This window comes from Hydrogenophaga sp. (assembly GCF_035481345.1).
GTDB lineage: Bacteria > Pseudomonadota > Gammaproteobacteria > Burkholderiales > Burkholderiaceae_C > Hydrogenophaga.
Genome location: NZ_DATIGV010000164.1, coordinates 25,183 through 48,575 on the forward strand (window position 1 = coordinate 25,183; position 23,393 = coordinate 48,575).

Genomic DNA, 23,393 nt, shown 5'->3' on the forward strand with positions numbered 1-23,393 from the left:
CCGCCTCACCCATCATGAAAAAAGCCGACAACATCGCCGACGTGGACGTCAATCAGCTGGTCAAGGACACCGACGCCGGTGGCCGAGACGCCGGGCCGCTGGTCAACCGCCTGATCCTCGTCGTGGCCGTGGCCTGGTCGCTGTTCCAGCTCTGGATCGCCTCGCCGCTGCCCTTCAGCCTGGGCATCTTCCTGCTCAACGACACCGAGAGCCGCGCCATCCACCTGGCCTTCGCGGTGTTTTTGGCTTTCCTGGCCTACCCGGCGTCCAAGCGCTCGCCGCGCGACCGCGTTCCCGTGACCGACTGGGCCTTTGCGCTCGTGGCCGCGTTCTGCGCGGGCTACCTGTTCTTGTTCTACCGTGAGCTGGCCGGGCGGCCGGGCCAGCCCACGGCGCTGGACGTGGCGGCTTCGGTTGTCGGCGTGCTGCTGCTGCTGGAAGCCACGCGACGCGTGCTCGGCCTACCCATGGTCGTCGTGGCCGCAGTGTTCCTCGGCTACACCTTCGCCGGGCCTTACATGCCCGACATGCTGGCCCACCGCGGGGCCTCGCTCGATCGTGCCGCCTCCCATTTCTGGCTCACGACGGAGGGCGTGTTCGGTGTGGCGCTGGGTGTCTCCAGCGGCTTCATCTTCCTGTTCGTGCTCTTCGGCTCGCTGCTCGACAAGGCCGGCGCGGGCAACTACTTCATCAAGAGCGCCTTCGCCCTGCTGGGCCACATGCGCGGCGGTCCGGCCAAGGCCGCGGTCGTGTCCTCGGCGGCCACCGGCATCATCTCGGGCTCGTCCATCGCCAACGTCGTCACCACCGGCACCTTCACGATTCCACTCATGAAGCGGGTGGGCTACCGCGGCGATCAGGCCGGCGCGGTCGAGGTGTCGAGCTCCGTGAATGGCCAGATCATGCCGCCCGTGATGGGTGCGGCCGCCTTCCTGATGGTGGAGTACGTGGGCATTCCCTACGTGCAGGTCATGAAGCACGCCTTCCTGCCGGCCATCATTTCCTACATCGCGCTGTTCTATATCGTGCACCTGGAGGCCCTGAAAGCGGGCATGCAGGGTCTGCCGCGCCGCACGCAGGCTTCGGCCAGCCAACGCCTGCTGTCCTTCCTGATGACGGTGGCCGGTTTCTTCGTCCTCGCGGGCGTCACCTACTATGTCATCGGCTTCATCAAGTCGATCGCGGGCGCCGCCGCCGTGCCGGTCATTGGCGTCGCGCTGCTGCTGGCTTACCTGGGCCTGCTGTGGGTGGGCTCGCGCCAGCCCGAATTGGCCATTGACGACCCCAATGCCCCGGTGTTCGAACTGCCGGAGACCGGGCCCACCGTGCGCAGCGGCCTGCACTACCTGCTGGCCGTCGTGGTGCTCGTGTGGTGCCTGATGGTGGAGCAGCTCTCGCCAGCGCTGTCGGCCTTCTGGGCGACGATGTTCATGGTGTTCGTCATGCTCACGCAGAAGCCCTTGCTGGGCCTCATGCGCGGCGAAGGCCATGCCTCGTCGCACTTCAAGGCGGGCGTGGTCGATCTCGTCGACGGCCTGGCCACCGGTGCGCGCAACATGATCGGCATCGGCGTGGCCACGGCGGCGGCCGGCATCATCGTCGGCACCGTGTCGCTCACGGGTGTGGGCCTGGTGATGACGGAGATCGTCGAGATCCTGTCCGGCGGCAACCTGATGCTCATGCTGGTGCTGGTCGCGGTGATCAGCCTCATTCTGGGCATGGGCCTGCCCACCACCGCCAACTACATCGTGGTGTCCACCCTGATGGCGCCCGTCATCGTGGAGCTGGGCGCTCAGAGCGGTCTGATCGTGCCCCTGATCGCGGTGCACCTCTTCGTTTTCTACTTCGGACTCATGGCCGACGTGACGCCGCCGGTGGGCCTGGCCTCGTTCGCGGCGGCGGCCATCGCGAAGTACGACCCGATCAAGGTGGGCATCACGGCTTTCTACTACAGCATGCGCACGGCCATCCTGCCGTTCCTGTTCATCTTCAACACGCAACTGCTGCTGATCGGACTCACCGGGCCGTTCCACCTGGCCATGACGATTGCCATAGCGATCGTGGCGATGCTGGTATTTGCCGCCGCCACGCAGGGCTACTTCCTCACCAAGACCAAGTGGTACGAGACCGTGGCCTTGCTGCTGGTCTGCTTCACGCTGTTCCGCCCGGGCTTCTGGATGGACATGGTTCACCCGCCCTTCGACGAGATCAAGGGAGAGGCGATGAGCGCGGCGATCGAGCAGGCGCCGCCGAACACGGGCAAGCGCATGTGGGTGGAGGGCCTCAACCTCAATGGCGACGAGGTGCGCAAAGGTGTGCTGCTGCCGTTGGGCCCCGCGGGCACCGCGAAGGAGCGCCTGGCCAGCTCGGGTGTGACCGCCATGGCCGATGGCGATGGACTCATGGTCGCCGCCGTCAAGTTCGGCAGCCCGGCCGAGAAACTGGGCATCGAGCAAGGCTTCCGCATCACCTCCCTGGAGGTGCCGGCGGATCGTCCGGCCAAGGAATGGCTGTTCATCCCGGCATTGGCGCTGCTGGCGCTGGTCATGTGGCTGCAGATGGGCCGTCTGCGGCGCGAGAAGGCCGGCGCCGCCGTACCAGCGTCCGCATGAGCTCACCACGCATTGCGCTGATCCACGCGCTGGCCCACTCCGTCGCGCCCATCAACGAAGCGATGGCGCGCGACTGGCCCGAGGCCATCCGCATGAACCTGCTCGACGACAGCCTCTCGGCGGACCTCGCGCGCGAGGGCAGGGGACTGGACGCCGCCATGCACGCCCGCTTCGAGACGCTCACGGCCTACGCCGAGTCCACGGGCGCGCAGGGCATCCTGTTCACCTGCTCCGCCTTCGGGCCCTGTATTGAAGCCGCGGCGGCGCGCCGGCCGCAGCTGCCGGTGCTCAAGCCCAACGAGGCCATGGTGGACGAGGCCGTGGCCGAAGCCGCGCGCCTGGGCGGGCCCATCGGCCTGCTGGCCACTTTCGGCCCCACGCTGCAGTCCATGCCGCCGGAATTTCCGGCCGGCGTGGTGCTGCGCACCGCGCTGGCCGAGGGCGCGCTGGAGGCGCTGAACGCGGGAGACACCGCGCGCCACGACGCGTTGGCCGTCGAAGCGGCGAAGCGGCTGCAGGCCGAGGGCTGCGCGCTCATCGCGCTGGCGCAGTTCAGCCTGGCGCGCTCGGCCCCCGCGGTGCAGGCGGCCACGGGCCTGCCGGTCCTCACCACGCCGGGGAGCGCGATCCGGGCGCTGCGCCGGCGCCTCGCGAGCTGATTCGCGGCCTTTCGGGGCCCATCCAACCGCTACAATCGCGGGTTTCCGTGAGTGGGCTACCCGCCCCGCCGGGCCTCAATCCGGCGGCGCCAGACACCCTCCCGGCGCGCGGGTGGCGAAATTGGTAGACGCACCAGGTTTAGGTCCTGACGCCAGCAATGGTGTGGGGGTTCGAGTCCCCCCCCGCGCACCAGCCCCACGGAACCCCGCTATGCCCCGCGTCGGCCCGAACGGCCGGCCTTCCCTTGGAGAACACCATGACCGTGACCGTTGAAACCCTGGAGAAGCTCGAGCGCAAGATCACGCTCACGCTGCCCGCCGACGTCATCCAGAACGAGGTCGCCGCGCGCCTCAAGCGCATCGCGCGCGACGTCAAGATGGACGGCTTCCGTCCCGGCAAGGTGCCGATGAACGTCGTGGCCCAGCGCTATGGCTACTCGGTGCACTACGAGGTCATGAACGACAAGGTCGGCGAGGCCTTCGCCTCCGCCGCCAACGAAGCGCAACTGCGCGTGGCCGGCCAGCCGCGCATCACCGAAAAGGAAGGCGCGCCCGAGGGCCAGCTGGCCTTCGACGCGGTGTTCGAGGTCTACCCTGAAGTCAAGATCGGCGACCTCGCCAGCGCCAAGGTCGAGAAGCTCGCCGCCGAGGTGGACGATGCCGCCATCGACCGCACGCTGGACATCCTGCGCAAGCAGCGCCGCACCTTCGCGCAGCGCGCGCAAGACCAGGCCGCCCAGGACGGCGACCGCGTCACCATCGACTTCGAAGGCAAGATCGACGGCGAGCCCTTCGAGGGCGGCAAGGCCGAGGCCTTCCAGTTCATCGTCGGCGACGGCCAGATGCTCAAGGAGTTCGAAGACGCCGTGCGTGGCATGAAGAGCGGCGAGAGCAAGACCTTCCCGCTCGCCTTCCCCGAGGACTACCACGGCAAGGACGTGGCCGGTAAGACGGCCGACTTCCTGGTCACCGTGAAGAAGATCGAGCAGGCCAACCTGCCCGCCGTGGACGAGGCCCTGGCCAAGTCGCTGGGCGTGGCCGATGGCAGCGTGGACGGCCTGCGCGCCGACATCCGCAAGAACCTCGAGCGCGAAGTCAAATTCCGCCTGCAGGGCCGCAACAAGGCCGCCGTGATGGACGCCCTGGTGGGCGTGGCCGAGCTGGACCTGCCGAAGTCCGTGGTGCAGGCCGAGCTGGACCGCCTGGTTGAAGGCGCCCGCGCCGACCTGAAGCAGCGCGGCATCAAGGACGCCGACAAGGCGCCCATCCCCGACGAGCTGTTCCGCCCGCAGGCCGAGCGCCGCGTGCGCCTGGGCCTGGTGGTGGCCGAGCTGGTGAAGCTCAACGAGCTGCACGCCAAGCCGGAGCAGATCAAGGCCCACATCGACGAGCTGGCCGCCTCTTACGAGAAGCCCGCCGACGTGGTGCGCTGGTACCAGTCGGACAACCGCCGCCTGGCCGAGGTCGAGGCCATCGTGATCGAGAACAACGTGACCGAATTCGTGCTGTCCAAGGCCCAGGTCAGCGACAAGACCGTGAGCTTTGACGAACTGATGGCCCAGGCCTGATCAGGCGCCACGCATCCTGAAAGTGGGGGCGGAGCGATCCGCCTCTTTTTTTTGCCATTCGACCCCCCATCTGGGCACTGCGTCCGACCGATCCGCGCCATGGCCCCACCGTCAAAAGTGGGCTTCGGGGTTGGTTACAGTTGGGCCATTGTCTTGAACCCGTACGGACTCACCCGGAGACCCTCATGAGCGTCATGGATATCCAAGGCCTGGGCATGGTGCCCATGGTCATCGAACAATCGGGCCGCGGCGAGCGCGCCTATGACATCTACTCGCGCCTGCTCAAGGAGCGCGTGGTGTTCCTGGTCGGACCGGTCAACGACCAGTCGGCCAACCTGATCGTGGCGCAACTGCTGTTCCTGGAGAGCGAGAACCCCGACAAGGACATCTCGTTCTACATCAACTCGCCCGGCGGCTCGGTCAGCGCCGGCATGGCGATCTTCGACACCATGAATTTCATCAAGCCCGACGTGTCCACGCTGTGCGTGGGCATGGCCGCGAGCATGGGCGCCTTCCTGCTGGCCGCTGGCACCAAGGGCAAGCGCTTCAGCCTGCCCAACAGCAAGGTCATGATCCACCAGCCCCTGGGTGGCACCCAGGGCCAGGCCACCGAGATCGAGATCCACGCGCGCGAGATCCTCAAGACCCGCGAGCAGCTCAACAAGATCCTGGCCGAACGCACGGGCCAGCCGCTGGAGAAGATCGAGCGCGACACCGAGCGCGACTACTACCTCTCCGCCGCCGAATCGGCCGATTACGGCCTGATCGACAAGGTCATCGACAAGCGCCCCAGCGCGGGCTGACGCCGGCGGAAAGGGTGGCCAAACACGGTTTTTGCCACCCTTTTCGCGGATTTGGCCCCGTCGGACCATGAACTATCATTGAACACCGTTTTTCCCTGACACCGAACCATGGCCGACAAGAAAGCCGCCTCCAGCGAAAAAGCGCTGTATTGCTCGTTCTGCGGCAAGAGCCAGCACGAGGTGAAGAAGCTCATTGCCGGGCCCTCGGTGTTCATCTGCGACGAGTGCATCGACCTCTGCAACGACATCATCCGTGACGAGTTGCCCGGCATCGAGGCGGTGAAGGCCTCGGGCGACGAGCTGCCCACGCCGGCGCAGCTCAAGGGCAACCTCGACAACTACGTGATCGGCCAGGACGCCGCCAAGCGCGCACTGGCCGTGGCTGTCTACAACCACTACAAGCGCCTGCGCCACAAGCAGGGTTCGCGCAAGGACGAAGTCGAGCTCGCCAAGAGCAACATCCTGCTCATCGGCCCCACGGGTTCGGGCAAGACGCTGCTGGCCCAGACCATGGCCCGCATGCTCAACGTGCCCTTCGTGATGGCCGACGCCACCACGCTGACCGAGGCCGGCTACGTGGGTGAGGACGTCGAGAACATCGTCGCCAAGCTGCTGCAGAGCTGCAACTACGACATCGAGCGCGCCCAGCAGGGCATCGTCTACATCGATGAGATCGACAAGATCACGCGCAAATCGGACAACCCCTCCATCACCCGCGACGTGTCGGGCGAGGGTGTTCAGCAGGCGCTGCTCAAACTCGTCGAAGGCACCATGGCCAGCGTGCCGCCGCAGGGCGGGCGCAAGCACCCCAACCAGGACTTCCTGCAGGTCGACACCACCAACATCCTGTTCATCTGCGGTGGCGCCTTCGCGGGCCTGGAAAAGATCATCGAGAACCGCACGGAGGCCTCGGGCATCGGTTTCTCGGCCGCCGTGCGCAGCAAGCAGCAGCGCAGCCTCACCGAGGTGTTCAAGGAAGTCGAGCCCGAGGACCTGATCAAGTTCGGCCTGATCCCCGAACTGGTGGGCCGCGTGCCGGTCATCGCCACGCTGGCCGAGCTGAGCGAGGACGCGCTGGTCGACATCCTCACCCAGCCGCGCAACGCCGTCGTCAAGCAGTTCTCCAAGCTGCTGTCGATGGAGGGGGCCGAACTCGAGGTGCGACCCGCCGCGCTCAAGGCCATCGCGCGCAAGGCGCTGGCGCGCAAGACGGGCGCGCGCGGTCTGCGCTCCATCCTTGAAAACGCCCTCATCGACACCATGTTCGAGCTGCCTGGCCTGAGCAACGTGGAAAAGGTCGTGGTGGACGAGTCCACCATCGACGAAAACAAGCCGCCGCTGCTGGTGTACCGCGAGGCCGCCAAGCAGGCGTGAAAGGCCCCCTATGTCCGGACAGACCCCATTGCCCAGTACCCCCGTCGAACTGCCACTGCTGCCGCTGCGCGACGTGGTGGTCTTCCCCCACATGGTGATCCCGCTGTTCGTCGGCCGGCCCAAGAGCATCAAGGCGCTCGAGTCGGCGATGGAGTCGGAGCGGCGCATCATGCTCGTGGCCCAGAAGGCCGCGGCCAAGGACGAGCCCTCGCCCGAGGACATGTTCGAGATGGGCTGCGTCGCCACCATCCTGCAGATGCTCAAGCTGCCGGACGGCACCGTGAAGGTGCTGGTGGAGGGCGTGCAACGCGCCAAGGTCCTCTCGATCACCGATGGTGAGACGCACTTCGTCGCCAACGTGTCGCCCATCGACCCGGCGAACGAGCGTGCCGAATCGGGCGCGAACGAGCTGGAGGCGCTGCGCCGCGCGGTGATGCAGCAGTTCGACCAGTACGTCAAGCTCAACAAGAAGATCCCGTCCGAGATCCTCACCTCGATCTCCAGCATCGACGACCCGGGCCGCCTGGCCGACACCATCGCGGCGCACCTGCCGCTCAAGCTCGAATCGAAGCAGGTGGTGCTCGACCTCGACCCGGTCATCAAGCGCCTGGAGAACCTCTTCGAACAGCTCGAGCGTGAGGTGGACATCCTCAACGTCGACAAGAAGATCCGCGGGCGCGTGAAGCGCCAGATGGAGAAAAACCAGCGCGACTTCTACCTCAACGAGCAGGTCAAGGCCATCCAGAAGGAGCTTGGCGAGGGCGAAGAGGGCGCGGACGTCGAAGAGATCGAGAAAAAGATCAAGGCGGCGCGCATGCCCGCCGACGCGCGCAAGAAGGCCGAAGGCGAGCTCAAGAAACTCAAGCTCATGTCGCCCATGTCGGCCGAGGCCACCGTGGTGCGCAACTACATCGACGTGCTGGTCGGTCTGCCCTGGAGCAAGAAGACCAAGATCAAGCACGACCTGGCGCACGCCGAGGCTGTGCTCAACGAGGACCACTACGGCCTCGAACGCGTGAAGGACCGTATCCTCGAGTACCTCGCGGTGCAGCAGCGCGTGGACAAGGTGAAGGCGCCCATCCTCTGCCTCGTGGGCCCGCCGGGTGTGGGCAAGACCTCCCTGGGCCAGTCCGTGGCCAAGGCCACCGGCCGCAAGTACGTGCGCATGGCCCTGGGCGGCATGCGCGACGAGGCCGAGATCCGCGGGCACCGCCGCACCTATATCGGTGCCATGCCCGGCAAGGTGCTGCAAAGCCTTACCAAGGTGGGCACGCGCAACCCGCTGTTCCTGCTCGACGAGATCGACAAGCTCGGCACCGATTTCCGGGGCGACCCGTCCAGCGCGCTGCTGGAGGTGCTCGACCCCGAGCAGAACCACACCTTCGGCGATCACTACGTCGAAGTCGACTACGACCTGTCCGACGTGATGTTCGTCGCGACCTCGAACTCGATGAACATCCCGCCGGCGCTGCTGGACCGCATGGAGGTCATCCGCCTCTCGGGCTACACCGAGGACGAGAAGACCAACATCGCCATGCGCTACCTGCTGCCCAAGCAGATCAAGAACAACGGCATCAAGGACGGCGAGGTCGAGGTGCGTGAGGACGCGGTGCGCGACATCGTGCGCTACTACACCCGCGAAGCCGGCGTGCGTTCGCTCGAGCGCGAGCTCTCCAAGATCTGCCGCAAGGTGGTCAAGGGCCTGCTGCTCAAGAAGTTCACGCCGACCGTGCAGGTCACGGCTGACAACCTCAGCGAATTCCTGGGGGTGCGCAAGTACACCTACGGCCGTGCCGAGCAGCAGAACCAGGTGGGCCAGGTGGTGGGCCTGGCGTGGACCGAGGTGGGCGGCGACCTGCTCACCATCGAAGTGGCCATCATGCCCGGCAAGGGCGTCACCACACGCACCGGCTCGCTGGGCGACGTGATGAAGGAATCGGTGGAGGCCGCGCGCACGGTGGTTCGCAGCCGCGCCCGCGTGCTGGGCATCAAGGACGAGATGTTCGACAAGCGCGACATCCACATCCACGTGCCCGACGGCGCCACGCCCAAGGACGGCCCGAGCGCTGGTGCCGCGATGACGACCGCACTGGTGTCCGCGCTCACGGGCATTCCGGTGCGCGCCGACGTCGCCATGACGGGTGAGATCACGTTGCGCGGCGAGGTCACTGCCATCGGTGGCCTCAAAGAGAAACTGCTGGCCGCGCTGCGCGGCGGCATCAAGACGGTGATCATTCCCGAAGAGAACGTCAAGGACCTCGCGGAGATCCCCGACAACGTCAAGGAAGGCCTGCAGATCGTCCCGGTGAAGTGGATCGACAAGGTCTTGTCCATCGCGCTGGAACGCCAGCCGGTGCCGCTCACGGACGAAGAAGTCGCGGCGCAGATCGCGGCGGCGTCGGTGCGCGCGGCCGCGGGCGAGACCGACGCGGTGAAACACTGAAAAATATGGCGGGCCCTTGAAAAGGGGCCGATTTTTTCGCTATACTTCTAGCTTCTGCAGAACGCAAGAACTGCAGAAAACGCGGGAATAGCTCAGTTGGTAGAGCGCAACCTTGCCAAGGTTGAGGTCGCGAGTTCGAACCTCGTTTCCCGCTCCAGATTTGCAAAAAGGGAAGCTCGGCTTCCCTTTTTTGTCGGACCCGATCTGGCGCGTTAGCAAAGCGGTTATGCAACGGATTGCAAATCCGTCTAGGGCGGTTCGACTCCGCCACGCGCCTCCACACGAACGATAAAAAAAAGCACCTGTGCAGGGTTCTGCCAGGTGCTTTTTCTTTGGTCGTTGCGCGCTCATCGCGCACCAGGCGCGTGTCGCGCAGCTCAGGTCGGCGTTGTGGCCGCCAGGGCGCGCTGCCAGTGCAGGCGGCCTTGCGGCAGCGCCTCATGCACGAACGCGGCGGCGAGGCTGGCCTGGCGCGCGGCGGCCTCGTCAGGCAGGGAGTGCGCCGCGACGGCCATGCGGCCCACGGCCCAGGCCAGCAGCGTGTGGGCCATCGCATGCAGCACGTCATCGGCGCTTTCCAGCAGCCGCGCACTGTCTTTCGCGACGCCTTCCAGCCAGGCAGACAACTGCGCGCGCGATTCATCGATGAACGCGCGCAGCGGGTCGCCGTCGGGCAGATCGGCGCGCAGGGTGTCGAGCAGCTCGCGGGCCGTGGCGCCGCCATCGGCCAACAGCTTGCGCTGCGCGAGGTCGATCGCCTGGATCTCGTTCGTGCCCTCGTAGATCATCGCAATGCGCGCGTCGCGCACGGTCTGCTCGATCCCGTATTCGTGCACGTAACCGTAGCCACCCCAGACGCCCAGCGCGGCGGCCGGGCCGTGGAAGCCCTGGTGCGTGCAGAAGGCCTTCACGATGGGGGTGAGCAGGGCTGCGAAGCGTTTCTCGCGTTCGCGCACGGCCGTGTCGCCGTGGTGCTCCGCCAGATCGAGCGCGAGCGCGGCGCGGTAGGCCAGCACACGCTGCGCCTGGGTCATGGCGTCAAGGCGGTTGAGCAACTTGCGCACGGCCGGGTGTTCGGCAATGGGGCGTCCCATCTGCACGCGCTCTGCGGCGTAGCGGCGCGCGTTCTGCGTGGCCATCTCCTGGTGGCCCAGGCCCTGCAGGCCCACGTGCAGGCGCGCGGAATTCATCATCAGGAACATCGCCGCCAGTCCGCGGTGCGGCTCGCCGATGAGCCAACCGGTGGCGCCTTCGTAGCGCATGGCGCAGGTGGCGCTGGCCTTGATGCCCATCTTCTTCTCGATGCCGTCGCAGAAGAGGGCGTTGCGCGAGCCATCGGGCAGCAGCTTGGGCACCAGCGCCAGCGACAGGCCCTTGGTGCCTGCCGGCGCGGGATTCGTGGGGTCCTGCAGGCGGCACAGCACCAGGTGCACGATGTTGTCCGTGAGGTCGTGCTCGCCGCCGCTGATGAAGATCTTGTTGCCGCTGATGCGCAGGCTGCCATCCGCCTGCGGCTCGGCGCGGGTGCGCAACTGGCCGAGGTCGCTGCCCGCCTGCGGTTCGGTGAGCGCCATCGCCGCGAGCCATTCGCCACTGACGATCTTGGGCAGGTAGCGGGCCTTGAGCTCGTCGCTCGCGTGCGCTTTGATGGTCTCGTACGCGCCGTGCAGCAGGTCCGGGTACATGTTCCAGCCGTGGTTGCAGGCGTCGAGCATCTCGCGCAGGGCGGCGTCCAGCAGCAGCGGCAGGCCCTGGCCGCCCCAGTCGGGCGCGCAGGGCAGGGCCGGCCAACCGCCGGCCACGAAGGCCTGGTAGGCCGCGGGAAAGCCCGTGGGCGTGCGCAGGCGGCCATCGGCTTCGCGCACGCAGCCTTCGAGGTCGCCGCTGCCGTTCAGGGGTTGCAGCACCTCGCTGGCGAAGCGCGCGGCTTCCTGCAACACCGCGTCGGCGGTGTCGAGGTCGAGATCGGCGAACGCCTCGCAGGCTTTCCAGTGCTTGGGCGCGTCGAGCACGTGCTCGAGCACGAAGCGCATGTGTTCGAGAGGGGCTTCGTAGGTCCAGCTCATTCGAGATCGCTCAAGATTTCTTCGCACCGAGATAGGTGTCGATCACGCGCGAATCGCCCGCGAGCTGCGCGGCCGGGCCCGAGAGCACCACGTCGCCGGTCTCCAGCACATGGCCTTCGTCGGCCACGTTCAGCGCGGCGCGCGCGTTCTGCTCCACCAGCAGGATGCTCACGCCGCGATCGCGCAGCGTTTCGATGATGCGAAAGATGTCGCGCACGATGAGCGGGGCCAGGCCCAGGCTGGGCTCGTCGAGCATGAGCAGCTTGGGCTGGCCCATCAGCGCGCGGCCGATGGCGAGCATCTGGCGCTCGCCGCCCGACAGCGTGCCGGCTGCCTGCGCGCGGCGTTCCTTCATGCGCGGGAACAGTTCGTAGACCTGCTCCAGGCCGTCGCGCCAGCGCGGCAGGCGCTGCTTCATCGGGCGCCAGCCGCCGAGCACCAGGTTGTCCTCGACGCTCATGGTGCCGAACAGTTCGCGGCGTTCCGGCACCAGGGCCAGGCCGGCCATCACGCGCTCTTCCAGCGTGAGGCGTGTGATGTCCTGGCCTGCGAAGCGCACCCCGCCGCGCAAGGGCAGCAGGCCCATCAGCGCACCCAGCAGCGTGGACTTGCCCGCGCCGTTGGGTCCGATCACCGTGACCACCTGACCCGCGCGCACCGGGAGGGTGATGCCGTGCAGCACCTCGGCCTTGCCGTAACCGGCGTGCAGGTCTTTCACGTCAAGCAAGAGTTCGGCCATTTCAGTGCTCCGTCCCGAGGTAGGCTGCGCGCACTTTTTCGCTGGCCTGGATCTCCGCGGGAGTGCCTTCCAGCAGCGGCGTGCCGAACTCCATCACCAGGATGCGGTCGGTCAGGTTCATCACGAAGTCCATGTCGTGTTCCACGAGCAGCAGGCTCAGGCCCTCGGCCTTGAGCTGGCGCAGCACCTCGGCCAGTGCCTGCTTCTCGCGGTGGCGCAGGCCGGCGGCGGGTTCGTCCAGCAGCAGCAGGGCCGGGTCGCTGGCCAGGGCGCGCGCGATTTCAACGAGGCGTTGCGGACCGAGCGCGAGGTTGCCCGCCAGTTCGTGCAGGTGCTCGCCCAGGCCCACGCGGCGCAACTGGCGCTCGGCCTCGGCCAGGGCGCGGGCTTCCTCGGCGCGGTCCATGCGCAGCATGGCGGCCAGGGTGCCGCTGCGCGTGCGCAGGTAGGTGCCCAGGGCCACGTTCTCCAGCACGGTCATGTCGGGCACCAGCTTGACGTGCTGGAAGGTGCGCGAGAGGCCGCGCCGTGCGATCTCGCGCGCGCCCTTGCCGTCCACGCGTTCGCCGCGCAGCCAGACCTCGCCGCCGGAGAGCGGCAGCACGCCCGAGACCAGGTTGAAGGTGGTCGACTTGCCCGCGCCGTTGGGGCCGATGAGGCCGAAGATTTCGCCGGCGCGCAGCGTGAAGCCCACGTTGTTGACGGCGACCAGGCCGCCGAAGGTGCGTCGTGCGTCTTTCACTTCCAGCAACACGCTGCCCGCGGCGGGCTTGTCGCGCGCCGGCAGGGGTTCGGTGGTGTCTGCCCGGATGGCGCGGTGCCGCCGCGCGGGCAGCAGCCGCTCGATCGAGGGCCACAGGCCATCGGGCGCGAACTTGAGCACCAGCACCAGCACCACACCGAAGACGATGATTTCATAGCTGCCCGAGGCGCCCAGGAGCGCGGGCAGCCAGGTCTGCAACTGGTCTTCGGCCAGCTTCACCAGGGCCGCACCGGTGAAGGCGCCCCACACGTGGCCGGCGCCGCCCAGCACCGCCATGAACAGGTACTCGATGCCGAACTTGATGCCGAAGGGCGAGGGGTTGACGCTGCGCTGCATGTGCGCGAACAGCCAGCCCGAGATCGAGGCCAGGATGGCCGCGATCACGAACATCAGCAACTTGTGGCGAAAGGTGGAGGCGCCCATGGCCTCGGGCATGGTCTTGCCGCCGCCGCGGTGCACGTCGAGCGCGCGCATGATGCGCCCGGGCCGCGAGTCGAGCAGGCGCGTGATCGCGATGGCCGAGGCGATGGCCACCAGCCAGATCAGCAGGTACATGCGCCGCTCCTCCTGCAGGCTGATGCCGAAGAACGAGATGGCGGGCACGCCGAGCAGGCCGTCGTACTTGCCCAGGGCATCGAGGTTGCCCATGGTGTAGAACAGCGCCAGGCTCCAGCAGATGGTGGCCAAGGGCAGGTAGTGGCCCGACATGCGCAGCGTGACCCAACCCAGTACCAGCGCCACGACGATGGTGACACCGAGTCCGGCGAGCAGGCCGATCCACGGGGAGATCCCCATCTTCACCGCCAGAAAGGCGCTGGCGTAGGCGCCCAGGCCGGCAAAGGCCGCCTGGCCGAAGGAGGTGAGCCCACCGATGCCGGTGAGCAGCACCAGGCCCAGCGCGACCAGACCGAACAGGCCGACGTAATTGAGCTTGGTGATCCAGTAGTCGGGCACCGGCAGAAAGGGCACGGCCAGCATGACCACGGTGAAGGCCATCAGGCCGTAGCGACGCAGGTCCATCTCAATGCTCCTCGTCATGGGGGTCGACGAAGGAGCGCCACAGGAGCACCGGCAGGATGGCGGTGAACACGATCACTTCCTTGAATGCACTGGCCCAGAACGAGCCGAAGGCTTCCACCAGACCCACGCCGAGCGCGCCCACCAGCGCGAGCGGAAAGCTCGTGAGGCCGGCGAAGACGGCGGCCACGAAGCCCTTGAGGCCGATGAGAAAACCGCTGTCGAAGAACACGGTGGTGGTGGGCCCGATGAGCAGGCCCGAGAGCGCGCCGATGAACGCCGCGAGCGTGAAGCTCAATGAGCCGGCGGCGTCGGTGGAGATGCCCATGAGCCGCGCGCCGGTCTGGTTGACCGAGGTGGCGCGCAGCGCCTTGCCGGTGAGCGTGCGGTCGAACAGCACGAACAGCGCGACGATGAGCGCGACCGAGGCGCCCACGATGATGATGGCCTGGCCACTGAGCGTGACCGGCCCGAAACTCAGGCGCTCGTCCCAGAACGGCGGGTTGCGAAATCCCTCGGCGCCGAAGAACACCAGGCCCAGACCGGTGAGAGCGAAGTGCACGCCGACCGAAACAATGAGCAGCACCAGCACGCTGGCGCTGGCCAGCGAGCGGTAGGCGAGCCGGTACACCAGCGGCCCCATGGGCGTGACCAGGGCCAGCGTGAGCAGTGCCTGCACGATCAAGGGCGGCTGCTGTGGCACCAGCCAGGCCGTTAGGCCGCTGGCCACCAGCGGCAGCGCGGCCGTGCGCACGGCCAGGCGTGCCCAGCGCGCCAGTGGCCAGGCCTCGCGCCAGGCGCGCACGGCGTCCAGCACGAGCACCAGCGCCACCATCAGCAGCAGCAGCCAGACCGTGCCGGGCAGGGCGCCGGTCTGGAACAGCGCCATGGTCAGCGCCGCGAAGGCGACGAACTCGCCCTGCGGGATGAAAACGATGCGGGTGACCGCAAACACCAGCACGAGGGCGATCGCCACCAGCGCGTAGATCGCACCGTTGATGACGCCGTCGACGCCGAGGATGGCGGCAATGCTCAGGTCCATGGGTTGCGGTCTCCCGTCGCTTTCATTGCAGGCCGATCAGTTTTCGAGTTTCCAGTCGCCGTTGACGACTTTCATCACCACACCCGAACCGGTCTTGAAGCCCCAGTGGTCGGTGGCGGTGAAGTCCAGGACGCCGTGCGTGACGGGCATGGCGCCCTCGGCTTCGATCGCGTCCTTGAGGGCGGCGCGGAACTCGGGTGTGCCAGGCTTGGCCTTCTTGAGCGCCACGGGCACCACCTTGTCGAGCAGCAGGTAGGCGTCGTAGGAGTGCGCGGCGAACTGGTTGCGCAGGCCGGCGCCGTGAATCTTTTCGTAGTCGGCGTTGAACTTCACGCCCAGGGCCTTGCTGGGATGGCTGTTGGGCAACTGCTCGGCCACCACCACGGGGCCGGTGGTGACGAAGGTGCCTTCGACCGCCTTGCCGCCCACGCGCATGAGGTCGCGCGTGGCGGCGGCGTGCGTTTGATAGAACTTGCCTTTGTAGCCACGTTCGACCAGGCCGAGTTGCGGCATGGCGGCGCCGCTGCCCGAGGCCACGACAACCATGGCGTCGGGGTTGAGCGAGGCGAGCTTGAGGGCCTGAGCGGTGACGCTGGTGTCGGAGCGAGCGAAGCGCTCGGCGCCCACCATCTTGATGCCGGCCTTTTCCAGCAGCGGGTTCAGGGCCAGCAGCCACTGTTCGCCATAGGCGTCGGTGTAGCCGAGGAAGCCGACGCTCTTGACGCCTTGCTTCTTCATGTGCTCGACCATCGCCTCGGCCATCACGCCGTTGCTCTGCGGCATGCGGAAGCTCCAGGCGTCCTTGCCGGGCGGCAGGCCGATGGGCGAGAGCGCGAGCTGAACGGTGTTCGATTCGATCGCCACCTCGGCCATGGGGATGGCCACGGGCGTCGCAACCGAACCCACGATCACGTCGACCTTGTCCTGGTTGACGAAGCGTCGCGCGTTCTGAACGCCCTTGGTGGGGTCGGTGGCGTCGTCGAGCACGATCACGTTGACCTTCTCGCCGCCGATGGTGGGGGGCCACATCTTCACGCCGTTGGCCACCGGAATGCCCAGGCCCGAGGCCGGGCCCGTGAGCGACGCGCTCACGCCGATGGTGATGTCGGCCCAGGCGGCGCCGGTGAGCGTGGCTGCGACAGCGGCGGCCAGGGTGTGCTTCAGCAGTTGTTTCATGCGTTGTCTCCTGTGGTGTTGCGTGTGCTCGTGGCCCGCACGCGCGAGGGCTTGAAAACGGGTCAGGCGGCCGCGGGATTCTCGATCAGCAAGGCGATACCTTGTCCACCTCCGACGCAGGCCGAGGCGATGCCCCAGCGCGCGCCGATGTCGCGCAACTGGCGCGCGCAGGTGAGGGTGAGGCGCACACCGGTGGCCGCCAGCGGGTGGCCCAGGGCGATGGCGCCGCCGTGCACGTTGAGCTTGTCTTCGTCCAGGCCCAGCTCGCGCGCCACCGCCACGGTCTGCGCGCCCTGGGCCTCGTTGATCTCGAAGCGGGCGATGTCGCCCAGCGAGAGACCCGCGCGTTCCAGCAGCAGGCGGATGGCCGGCGCGGGGCCGATGCCCATGATCTCGGGCGGCACGCCCACCACGGCGGCGGCGGCCAGGCGCGCCAGCGCCGGCTTGCCGAAGGCCTTGAGGCCCGCGCCATCGGTCACCACCGCGGCGGCGGCCGCGTCGGTCAGGGCCGAGCTGTTGCCGCCAGTCTGCACGCCGTCCTTGAACACGGTGCGCAGCTTGGCCAGCACCTCGGGCGGGGTGGGGCGCGGGTGCGTGTCGCGGTCGGCCACGGTGGCCTTGCCCGCGAGGCGGATGCCGCGCGGGCGGTAGCCCTCGCGCTCAAACGTTTCGTTGCTCACGGGCACGATCTCGCCGTCGAACCAGCCCGCGGCCTGCGCGGCCACGGCGCGTTCGAAACTGCGCGAGGCGAAGGCGTCCACGTCCTCGCGGGTGATGCCGTAGCGCTGCGCCAGGTTCTCGGCCGTGCGGATCATGCTGATGTCGGCAGCCGGGTCGGTGAGGGCCTCCCACATGTAGTCCTTGAAGCCGATGGGTGCGCCCAGGCGAAAGCCCCCGCGGTGGTCGAAGGCCGCGATCGGGTTGCGCGTCATCGATTCGGTGCCGACCAGCAGCACGTTCTTCGCCACGCCCGCGCCGATCTGCTCGCCAGCCTGGCGGAACAGCTCGAATCCGGTGCCGCAGATGCGCTGCGTCATGAGCGCGGGCACCTCCACCGGCACGCCCGCGTACAGGCCGATGTGGCGCGGCACGTAGAACTGGTCGAAGCCGCCCGGGGCCATGTTGCCCGCGAGCACGGAGTCGATGGATTCGGGCGAGACGCCGGTGCGTTGGAGCACCTCGCGCGCGACCTTGATGCCCAGGTCGATGGGGTTGGCATCGGCGAAGGCGCCCTGGTAGTCCACCATGGGCGTGCGCACGCCGTCGAGGATGTGGACGTCGTTGAAAAGCTGGCTCTGTCCGCGGCTCATCGGGAAACTTTCTGAGGGGAGATGGGGCGCACCACGCCGGGGGCGTCGGCGTAGAGCGCTGTCACGAGGTCGGCGCGGCGCTGCAGCACCGCGCGCTGGTTGAGGTAGCCCTTGTCGGTGATCTCGCCGGCGTCGGCGTTGGGCGGTTCGTCGAGCACCATGGCGCGCGCGGGCGATTGTGAGGAGCCGCCGCCCTGCGCGCGCAGCGCGGCCAGACCCTGCTCGATGTGCGCATGCAGCGCCTCGCGCGGCAGTTGCAGCGCGGCGGCGGTGGGGAACACCAGCACGCCGATCTCGTCGCGGTCGTGGCCGGTGATGACCACGTCCTGCGCGTGTGGCGCGAGGGCCGACACCACCCGCAGGCGCAGCGTGCCCACCGACACCCAGGTGCCGGTGGTGAGCTTGAAGTCCTCGGCCACGCGGCCGTTGAACACCACGCCCAATTCGGGGCGCTGCGCATCGGCCAGGAAGCCGGCGTCGCCGATGCGGTAGTAGCCTTCTTCGTCGAAGGCCTGCGCGCTGAGCTCGGGCGCGTGGCGGTAGCCGGGGAAGATGTTCACGCCGTGGATGCGCAGCTCCAGCTTCTCGCCATTGGGCACGAACTTGAGCGACACGCCCGGCAGCACACCGCCGATGACGCCTGCGCGCTCCATGCGCCAGTGCGCGCTGGTCACGGCCGGCGCGGTCTCGGTGGAGCCCCAGGACGTGGTGAGCCAGATCTCGCGGCCGAGCACGCGTTGGGCCAGGGCCTGCAGGCGCTCCCAGCTCGCCTGCGGCAGCGCGGCACCGGCGTAGAAGACCACGCGCAGGCGTTCCAGCACGCGGCGCGCCAGCGCTTCGTCGGCCTCCAGCAAGGGCATGGCCATGTCGAAGCCGCGCGGCACGTTGAACCAGATGGTGGGCTGCACCTCGGCCAGGTTGGCCACGGTCTTGTCCACCAGGCCCGGCGCGGGCCGGCCTTCGTCGATCACCAGCGTGCCGCCGTGGCACATCACCATGTGCAGGTTGTGGTTGCCGCCGAAGGTGTGGCTCCAGGGCAGCCAGTCCACCAGCACGGGCTTCTCGCGCTCCAGAAAGCGCCAGGCCTGCGCGATCATGCGCTGGTTGGCGCACAGCATGCGGTGGGTGTTGATCACGACCTTGGGCGTGCCGGTGGAGCCGGAGGTGAGCAGGTACTTGGCGGTGGTGTCGGGCGTGATGGCGTCGAATGCCGCGCGCACGGCCGGCGTCTCCGGCGTGTCCAGCAAGCGCTGGAAAGGGATGGCGCCAGGCACCGCTTCAGCGTTCTGGCTCAGCACCACGGGCGCGTCGATGCCGCTGCTGGCGATGGCCGGGCCGTAGACCGCGCCATCGGACGCATAGACCAGCGCCGGCCGCAGCGTGCGCAGGATGCCGTGCACCTTGTCGTGGTCCTTGGTGAGACGGCAGTAGGCGCTGGAGACGGTGCAGCTCGCGCGGCCGATGTGCTGGGCGGCCAGCACCAGCAGCAGGTGGTCGATGGCGTTGTCCGACAGCACGACCACGGGCGCGTCGGGCGCGAGCTTCATGTCCAGCAGGGCCTGCGCCACGCGGCCTACCTGCGCGCGCAACTCCGCCCAGCTCAGGCGGTGCCAGCCGATGGCGGTGCGCTCGGCCAGCGCAGGTGCGTCGGGCGTGTGCACAGCCCAGTGCTCCAGCCATTCGCCGATGCAGCGCGCGTACTCGCCCAGGGGTTCGGGCGATCGCAGGACGAAGCTGCCATCGGCACGGTGTTCCACCGTGGCAGCGGGTGGGGCCATCCACGCCGGGTCGTTCAGCCAGTCGAGTTGATTCATGTCTCCATACAGTTATGTATGTTTCATAACGAATCGTACCGAGGGTTTTCACCGAGCGAATACAGGGTTTGTCCCTATCTCCATACATTTCTGTATGGAAGTTTCAGCGGATGGCGTCGATAGAATTTGCTGCGTGAGTTCCAACACCACTTCGTCCACCGGGCCGGCGCGCAAGTCCCGCGCCGCGAGCGAGGCCACGCGCGCCTCGCTCACGCCCGAGACCTGGATCGAGGCCGCCACCGAGGTGCTGGTCGACCAGGGCATCGATCACGTGCGCGTGGATCTGCTGGCGCAGCGCCTGGGGGTCACGCGCGGCAGCTTCTACTGGCACTTCAAGGACCGCGAGGAGCTGCTGCGCCGCGTGCTGCAGGCCTGGCGCGAGACGGCGACCGAGAACCTCACGGTGCGGCTCGAATCCGCCACCGAGGACCCGCTGGAACAGTTGCGCGGCGTGCTGTCGCTGCCGTTCCGGGGGCGTGCGGCGGCGCGCGCCGCGCGCATCGAACTGGCCATCCGCGCCTGGGCGCGGCGCGACCAGATGGCCCGCTTCGCGGTGGACGAGGCCGACTCCAGCCGCGTGGGCTACATCGCGCAGCTGTTCTCAGCGCTGGGTTTCCCGGTGGTGGAGGCGCGCTCGCGCGCCTTCCTGCTGTACAGCTACGTGGTGTCGGAATCGCTGATGCCCACCTTGAGCACCAAGGCGCAAAAGGACGAGCGGCGCAAGTTCGCGGAGCGGCTGTTCACGCAGAAGCTGGTGGCGCCGGCGCCCTGAGCCGGCCGTGGGGCCTCAGCGCCGGAACAGCCGGTGCACCTGCTCGCGGATCCACACCTGCGCCGGGTCGTTCGCCGTGCTGCTGTGCCACACCAGGCGCACCTCGTAGTCGGGCGAGGCGTCGGGCGGCAGTTCCCACACGCGCATGTCGTGGCGCTGGCGCAGGTTGTCGGCGTACATCTGCGGCACGATGGTGAGCAGGTCGGTGTTGAGCGCCAGGTCGGGCAGGGCGCCGAAGTGGCGCGCGCGCAGCACGATGCGGTCCGACAGGTTCAGGCGCACCAGCATCTTCTCCACGCTGCCGTGGAAGGTGGCCGTGGGCGAGGCCACCACCAGCGAGGCGCGGGCCAACTGATCGGGTGTGAGCCGGCCATTGGCGCGGCCCGACGGCGGGCGCCAGTTGCCGGAACTCATGGCCACGTAGTGTTCGCGGAACAGCAGCTCGGCGCGGATGCCGCGGTGGCGCGGGTTCAGGATGCCGATGGCGAAGTCGATCTCGCGCGCCTCCAGCGCGCCGGCCAGGTCCTCGGCCGCCACCGACACGTTGAACAGGCGCGCGTGCGGCGCCTGCTCGCGCAGCGCGGCGGCCAGCGGGGGCAGGAACATCATTTCGCCCAGGTCCGACAGCGAGGTCTTCCAGCGCACCTCGCTGCGCGCGGGGTCGAAGGCCTCCTGCTCGTTCATGGTCGATTCCAGGCGCTGCAGCAGGTCCGTCACCTCGGGCGCGATGCGCTCGCACACGCGCGTGGGCTTCAGCCCGCCGGGCGTGCGCACGAAGAGTTCGTCCTTCAGGTGCCCGCGCAGCCGCGCGAGCGCGCTGCTGGTGGCCGACTGCGACAACGCCAGCGCCTTGCCCGCGGCCGTCACCGAGCCCGTGCGGTGGATGGCGGCGAGCACCCGCAGGAGGTTGAGGTCCAGTTGGCGGAAGTTCATGGCCGGAGTGGATAAGGGTTTCCACCATTATCCACACCATGGATGGTTGACATCGACACATTCGGTTGGACAGATGGGAGCGCCCCACCTACATTCGCGCCCCAACGCCGGATCCCCCGAGAGCCGGCGACCCACGAGACACGGAGACAAGACAGTGGAGCGTTCCTTCCACCGCGAGATCGAGGCCCTCAAGCTGGGCCAGGGCGAGACCTTCCACGGCGAAGGCATCCTCGCCGTCACCAAGGCCCTGCTGCAATCCGGCGTCACCTACGTCGGCGGTTACCAGGGCTCGCCCATCACCCACCTGCTCGACGTGATGGTGCAGGCGCGCGACTACATGGACGAGCTCGGCGTGCACGTCGAGGCCTGCACCAACGAAAGCTCGGCCGCGGCCATGCTGGCCGCGTCCATCATGTACCCGGTGCGCGGCGCGGTCACCTGGAAGTCCGTCGTCGGCACCAACGTCGCCTCCGACGCGCTGTCCAACCTGGCCTCGCCCGGCGTCATGGGCGGCGCGCTCATCGTCGTGGGCGAGGACTACGGCGAAGGCGCCAGCGTCATCCAGGAGCGCACCCACGCCTTCGCGATGAAGTCCGCGCTGTGGCTCATGGACCCGCGGCCGAACCTGCCCACCATCGTGCGCATGGTGGAGAAGAGCTTCGAACTCTCCGAAGCCTCGAACACGCCGGTGATGATGGAGCTGCGCATCCGCGCCTGCCACGTGCGCGGCAGCTTCGAGACCAAGGACAACATCGCGCCGGCCATCTCCACCCGCCAGTTGCAGACCCAGGCCGCGAACTTCAGCTACGACCGCCTCTCGCACCCGCCCGCCACCTTTCGCCACGAGAAGCTCAAGTACGAGGTGCGCCTGCCCGCCGCGCGGCGCACCATCGTGGACGCGGGCCTCAACGAGCACCTGCCGGGCCGCCATGAAGAGGTCGGCATCATCGTGCAGGGTGGCCTCACCAACACCGCGCTGCGCGCGCTGCAGTTGGCCGGCCTGGCCGACGGCGAAGGCGGCACCGACGTGCCGATGCTCGTGCTCAATGTGGTCTACCCGCTGGTGCCCGAGCAGATCGCCGACTTCTGCCGCGGCAAGCGCGCCGTGCTGGTGATGGAGGAGGGCCAGCCCGACTTCATCGAGCAGGAGATCAGCGCCCACCTGCGCCGCGCCAAGGTGGACACGCCCCTGCACGGCAAGGACCTGCTGCCCATGGGCGGCGAGTACACCGCCGAGGTGCTGCTCAAGGGCATCGAGGCCTTCATGGCCGAGCACCTGGAGACGGTGGACGTGCAGCCCGCGCGCGCTCTGTCGACCGAAGTGGCGCAACTGCGCGCCCAGGCCAGCGAAGTGCTCGGCGGCGGCGTGCCACAGCGCCCGCCGAACTTCTGCGTCGGCTGCCCCGAGCGGCCGGTGTTCGCCGCGCTCAAGCTGGTCGAGCGCGACACCGGCAAGCTGCACATCTCCACCGACATCGGCTGCCACTCCTTCGCCACCTTCGAACCGTTCTCGTTCGGCAACTCCATCCTCGGCTACGGCATGAGCATGGCGTCCAGCGCGGCGGTGAAGAACTTCTCCGCGCAGCGGCCCGTGGCCATCATGGGCGACGGCGGCTTCTGGCACAACGGCCTGCTCTCGGGCGTCAGCTCGGCCCTGCTCAACCAGGGCGACGGCGTGCTGGTGATCATGAAGAACGGCTACACCTCGGCCACGGGCACGCAGGAGACCATCTCCACGCCCGAGCAGGAGGCCAAGCAGCTCGCCGAGGGCAACAGCGCCACGGCCACCGAGACCACCATCGAGGACACGCTCAAGGGCATGGGCGTGAAGTGGATCCGCACGGTGCACAACTACCGCGTCTCGCGCGTGCGCGACACGCTCAAGGAAGCGATCCGCTCGCCCTTCAAGGGCCTGAAGGTGGTGATCGCCGAGGGCGAGTGCCAGCTCGAACGCCAGCGCCGCCTCAAACCCATTCGCGCACGGCGAATGAAGGAAGGCCTGCGCAGCGTGCGCGTGCGCTACGGCGTGGACGAGGACACCTGCACCGGCGACCACTCCTGCATCCGCCTCTCGGGCTGCCCCACGCTCACGGTGAAGGCCTCGTCGGACCCGCTGCGCCGCGAGCCGGTGGCGCACGTCACCAACGGCTGCGTGGGCTGCGGCCTGTGCGGCGAGGTGGCCGACGCCGCCGTGCTGTGCCCTTCGTTCCACCAGATCGAGGTGATCTCCAACCCCGGCTGGTGGGACCGCGTGAGCGACCGCCTCAACCGCTTCTTCATCGGTCTTCTCCAGCCGGCCTGA

The 23,393-nt window shown here is 68.0% G+C and carries 16 protein-coding genes and 3 tRNA genes; 11 read left to right on the forward strand and 8 right to left on the reverse strand.

Annotated features, from left to right (window positions below):
• The first annotated feature begins 14 nt into the window (after positions 1-14).
• The 9 genes from VLG41_RS16785 to VLG41_RS16825 all read left to right on the forward strand — a co-directional run bounded on the left by VLG41_RS16785 (position 15) and on the right by VLG41_RS16825 (position 9,739).
• The gene (locus VLG41_RS16785) at positions 15-2,612 is read left to right on the forward strand and encodes a TRAP transporter permease (protein ID WP_325350539.1); all 2,598 of its coding nucleotides are present in this window, start codon (positions 15-17) and stop codon (positions 2,610-2,612) included.
• Positions 2,609-3,271, forward strand: coding sequence for an aspartate/glutamate racemase family protein (locus VLG41_RS16790; protein WP_325350540.1), 663 nt, complete (start codon positions 2,609-2,611; stop codon positions 3,269-3,271). Before VLG41_RS16785 ends, VLG41_RS16790 begins: the two co-directional genes overlap by 4 nt.
• A 106-nt stretch (positions 3,272-3,377) precedes the next feature.
• A tRNA-Leu gene (locus tag VLG41_RS16795) sits at positions 3,378-3,464 on the forward strand.
• A gap of 64 nt (positions 3,465-3,528) precedes the next feature.
• Positions 3,529-4,839, forward strand: a complete 1,311-nt coding sequence (gene tig / locus VLG41_RS16800; protein ID WP_325350541.1) for a trigger factor — start codon at positions 3,529-3,531, stop codon at positions 4,837-4,839.
• A 185-nt stretch (positions 4,840-5,024) separates the two neighbouring features.
• Positions 5,025-5,642 carry an ATP-dependent Clp endopeptidase proteolytic subunit ClpP gene (gene clpP / locus VLG41_RS16805; protein ID WP_325350542.1) on the forward strand — a complete coding sequence of 206 codons (618 nt, stop codon included), beginning with the start codon at positions 5,025-5,027 and terminating at the stop codon, positions 5,640-5,642.
• Between the two features lie 108 nt (positions 5,643-5,750).
• Entirely contained in the window at positions 5,751-7,016 is a 1,266-nt protein-coding gene (clpX, locus tag VLG41_RS16810; protein ID WP_325350543.1) for an ATP-dependent Clp protease ATP-binding subunit ClpX, read from the forward strand.
• Between the two features lie 10 nt (positions 7,017-7,026).
• Positions 7,027-9,459 (forward strand): endopeptidase La, encoded by a 2,433-nt coding sequence (lon, locus tag VLG41_RS16815; protein ID WP_325350544.1) that lies wholly within the window; start codon positions 7,027-7,029, stop codon positions 9,457-9,459.
• An 81-nt stretch (positions 9,460-9,540) separates the two neighbouring features.
• A tRNA-Gly gene (locus VLG41_RS16820) sits at positions 9,541-9,616 on the forward strand.
• Between the two features lie 49 nt (positions 9,617-9,665).
• Positions 9,666-9,739 (forward strand) — tRNA-Cys (locus VLG41_RS16825).
• A 97-nt stretch (positions 9,740-9,836) separates the two neighbouring features.
• Here VLG41_RS16825 and VLG41_RS16830 read toward each other — a convergent pair.
• The 7 genes from VLG41_RS16830 to VLG41_RS16860 form a co-directional block, all read right to left on the reverse strand.
• Positions 9,837-11,525 carry an acyl-CoA dehydrogenase family protein gene (locus VLG41_RS16830; RefSeq protein ID WP_325350545.1) on the reverse strand — a complete coding sequence of 563 codons (1,689 nt, stop codon included), beginning with the start codon at positions 11,523-11,525 and terminating at the stop codon, positions 9,837-9,839.
• A 10-nt stretch (positions 11,526-11,535) separates the two neighbouring features.
• On the reverse strand, positions 11,536-12,264 hold the full coding sequence (locus tag VLG41_RS16835) for an ABC transporter ATP-binding protein (RefSeq protein WP_325350546.1): 729 nt from the start codon (positions 12,262-12,264) through the stop codon (positions 11,536-11,538).
• A 1-nt stretch (position 12,265) separates the two neighbouring features.
• Entirely contained in the window at positions 12,266-14,047 is a 1,782-nt protein-coding gene (locus tag VLG41_RS16840) for a branched-chain amino acid ABC transporter ATP-binding protein/permease (protein WP_325350547.1), read from the reverse strand.
• 1 nt (position 14,048) lies between these two features.
• On the reverse strand, positions 14,049-15,086 hold the full coding sequence (locus tag VLG41_RS16845; RefSeq protein ID WP_325350548.1) for a branched-chain amino acid ABC transporter permease: 1,038 nt from the start codon (positions 15,084-15,086) through the stop codon (positions 14,049-14,051).
• A gap of 36 nt (positions 15,087-15,122) precedes the next feature.
• Positions 15,123-16,262: an ABC transporter substrate-binding protein gene (locus tag VLG41_RS16850; protein ID WP_325350549.1), complete on the reverse strand. Its 1,140-nt coding sequence runs from the start codon at positions 16,260-16,262 to the stop codon at positions 15,123-15,125.
• Between the two features lie 62 nt (positions 16,263-16,324).
• Positions 16,325-17,572, reverse strand: coding sequence for a thiolase family protein (locus VLG41_RS16855; RefSeq protein WP_325350550.1), 1,248 nt, complete (start codon positions 17,570-17,572; stop codon positions 16,325-16,327).
• Complete coding sequence (locus tag VLG41_RS16860; protein WP_325350551.1) at positions 17,569-19,386, reverse strand: feruloyl-CoA synthase; 1,818 nt, start codon at positions 19,384-19,386, stop codon at positions 17,569-17,571. Before VLG41_RS16860 ends, VLG41_RS16855 begins: the two co-directional genes overlap by 4 nt.
• Positions 19,387-19,519: 133 nt before the next feature.
• On the opposite strand from VLG41_RS16860, the gene VLG41_RS16865 reads away from it, so the two are divergent.
• The gene (locus VLG41_RS16865; protein ID WP_325350552.1) at positions 19,520-20,158 is read left to right on the forward strand and encodes a TetR/AcrR family transcriptional regulator; all 639 of its coding nucleotides are present in this window, start codon (positions 19,520-19,522) and stop codon (positions 20,156-20,158) included.
• A 15-nt stretch (positions 20,159-20,173) separates the two neighbouring features.
• Here the strand turns inward: VLG41_RS16865 and VLG41_RS16870 are convergent, their stop codons facing one another.
• A complete protein-coding gene (locus tag VLG41_RS16870; RefSeq protein ID WP_325350553.1) occupies positions 20,174-21,091 on the reverse strand; it encodes a LysR family transcriptional regulator in 918 nt (305 codons plus the stop codon).
• Positions 21,092-21,245: 154 nt separating this feature from the next.
• On the opposite strand from VLG41_RS16870, the gene VLG41_RS16875 reads away from it, so the two are divergent.
• Complete coding sequence (locus tag VLG41_RS16875; protein WP_325350554.1) at positions 21,246-23,393, forward strand: indolepyruvate ferredoxin oxidoreductase subunit alpha; 2,148 nt, start codon at positions 21,246-21,248, stop codon at positions 23,391-23,393.

Coding starts and splice junctions, on each gene's coding strand:
- VLG41_RS16785 (WP_325350539.1), top strand. CDS start 15: ATGAAAAAAGCCGACAACATCGCCGACGTGGACGTCAATCAGCTGGTC.
- VLG41_RS16790 (WP_325350540.1), top strand. CDS start 2,609: ATGAGCTCACCACGCATTGCGCTGATCCACGCGCTGGCCCACTCCGTC.
- tig (WP_325350541.1), top strand. CDS start 3,529: ATGACCGTGACCGTTGAAACCCTGGAGAAGCTCGAGCGCAAGATCACG.
- clpP (WP_325350542.1), top strand. CDS start 5,025: ATGAGCGTCATGGATATCCAAGGCCTGGGCATGGTGCCCATGGTCATC.
- clpX (WP_325350543.1), top strand. CDS start 5,751: ATGGCCGACAAGAAAGCCGCCTCCAGCGAAAAAGCGCTGTATTGCTCG.
- lon (WP_325350544.1), top strand. CDS start 7,027: ATGTCCGGACAGACCCCATTGCCCAGTACCCCCGTCGAACTGCCACTG.
- VLG41_RS16830 (WP_325350545.1), bottom strand. CDS start 11,525: ATGAGCTGGACCTACGAAGCCCCTCTCGAACACATGCGCTTCGTGCTC.
- VLG41_RS16835 (WP_325350546.1), bottom strand. CDS start 12,264: ATGGCCGAACTCTTGCTTGACGTGAAAGACCTGCACGCCGGTTACGGC.
- VLG41_RS16840 (WP_325350547.1), bottom strand. CDS start 14,047: ATGGACCTGCGTCGCTACGGCCTGATGGCCTTCACCGTGGTCATGCTG.
- VLG41_RS16845 (WP_325350548.1), bottom strand. CDS start 15,086: ATGGACCTGAGCATTGCCGCCATCCTCGGCGTCGACGGCGTCATCAAC.
- VLG41_RS16850 (WP_325350549.1), bottom strand. CDS start 16,262: ATGAAACAACTGCTGAAGCACACCCTGGCCGCCGCTGTCGCAGCCACG.
- VLG41_RS16855 (WP_325350550.1), bottom strand. CDS start 17,572: ATGAGCCGCGGACAGAGCCAGCTTTTCAACGACGTCCACATCCTCGAC.
- VLG41_RS16860 (WP_325350551.1), bottom strand. CDS start 19,386: ATGAATCAACTCGACTGGCTGAACGACCCGGCGTGGATGGCCCCACCC.
- VLG41_RS16870 (WP_325350553.1), bottom strand. CDS start 21,091: ATGAACTTCCGCCAACTGGACCTCAACCTCCTGCGGGTGCTCGCCGCC.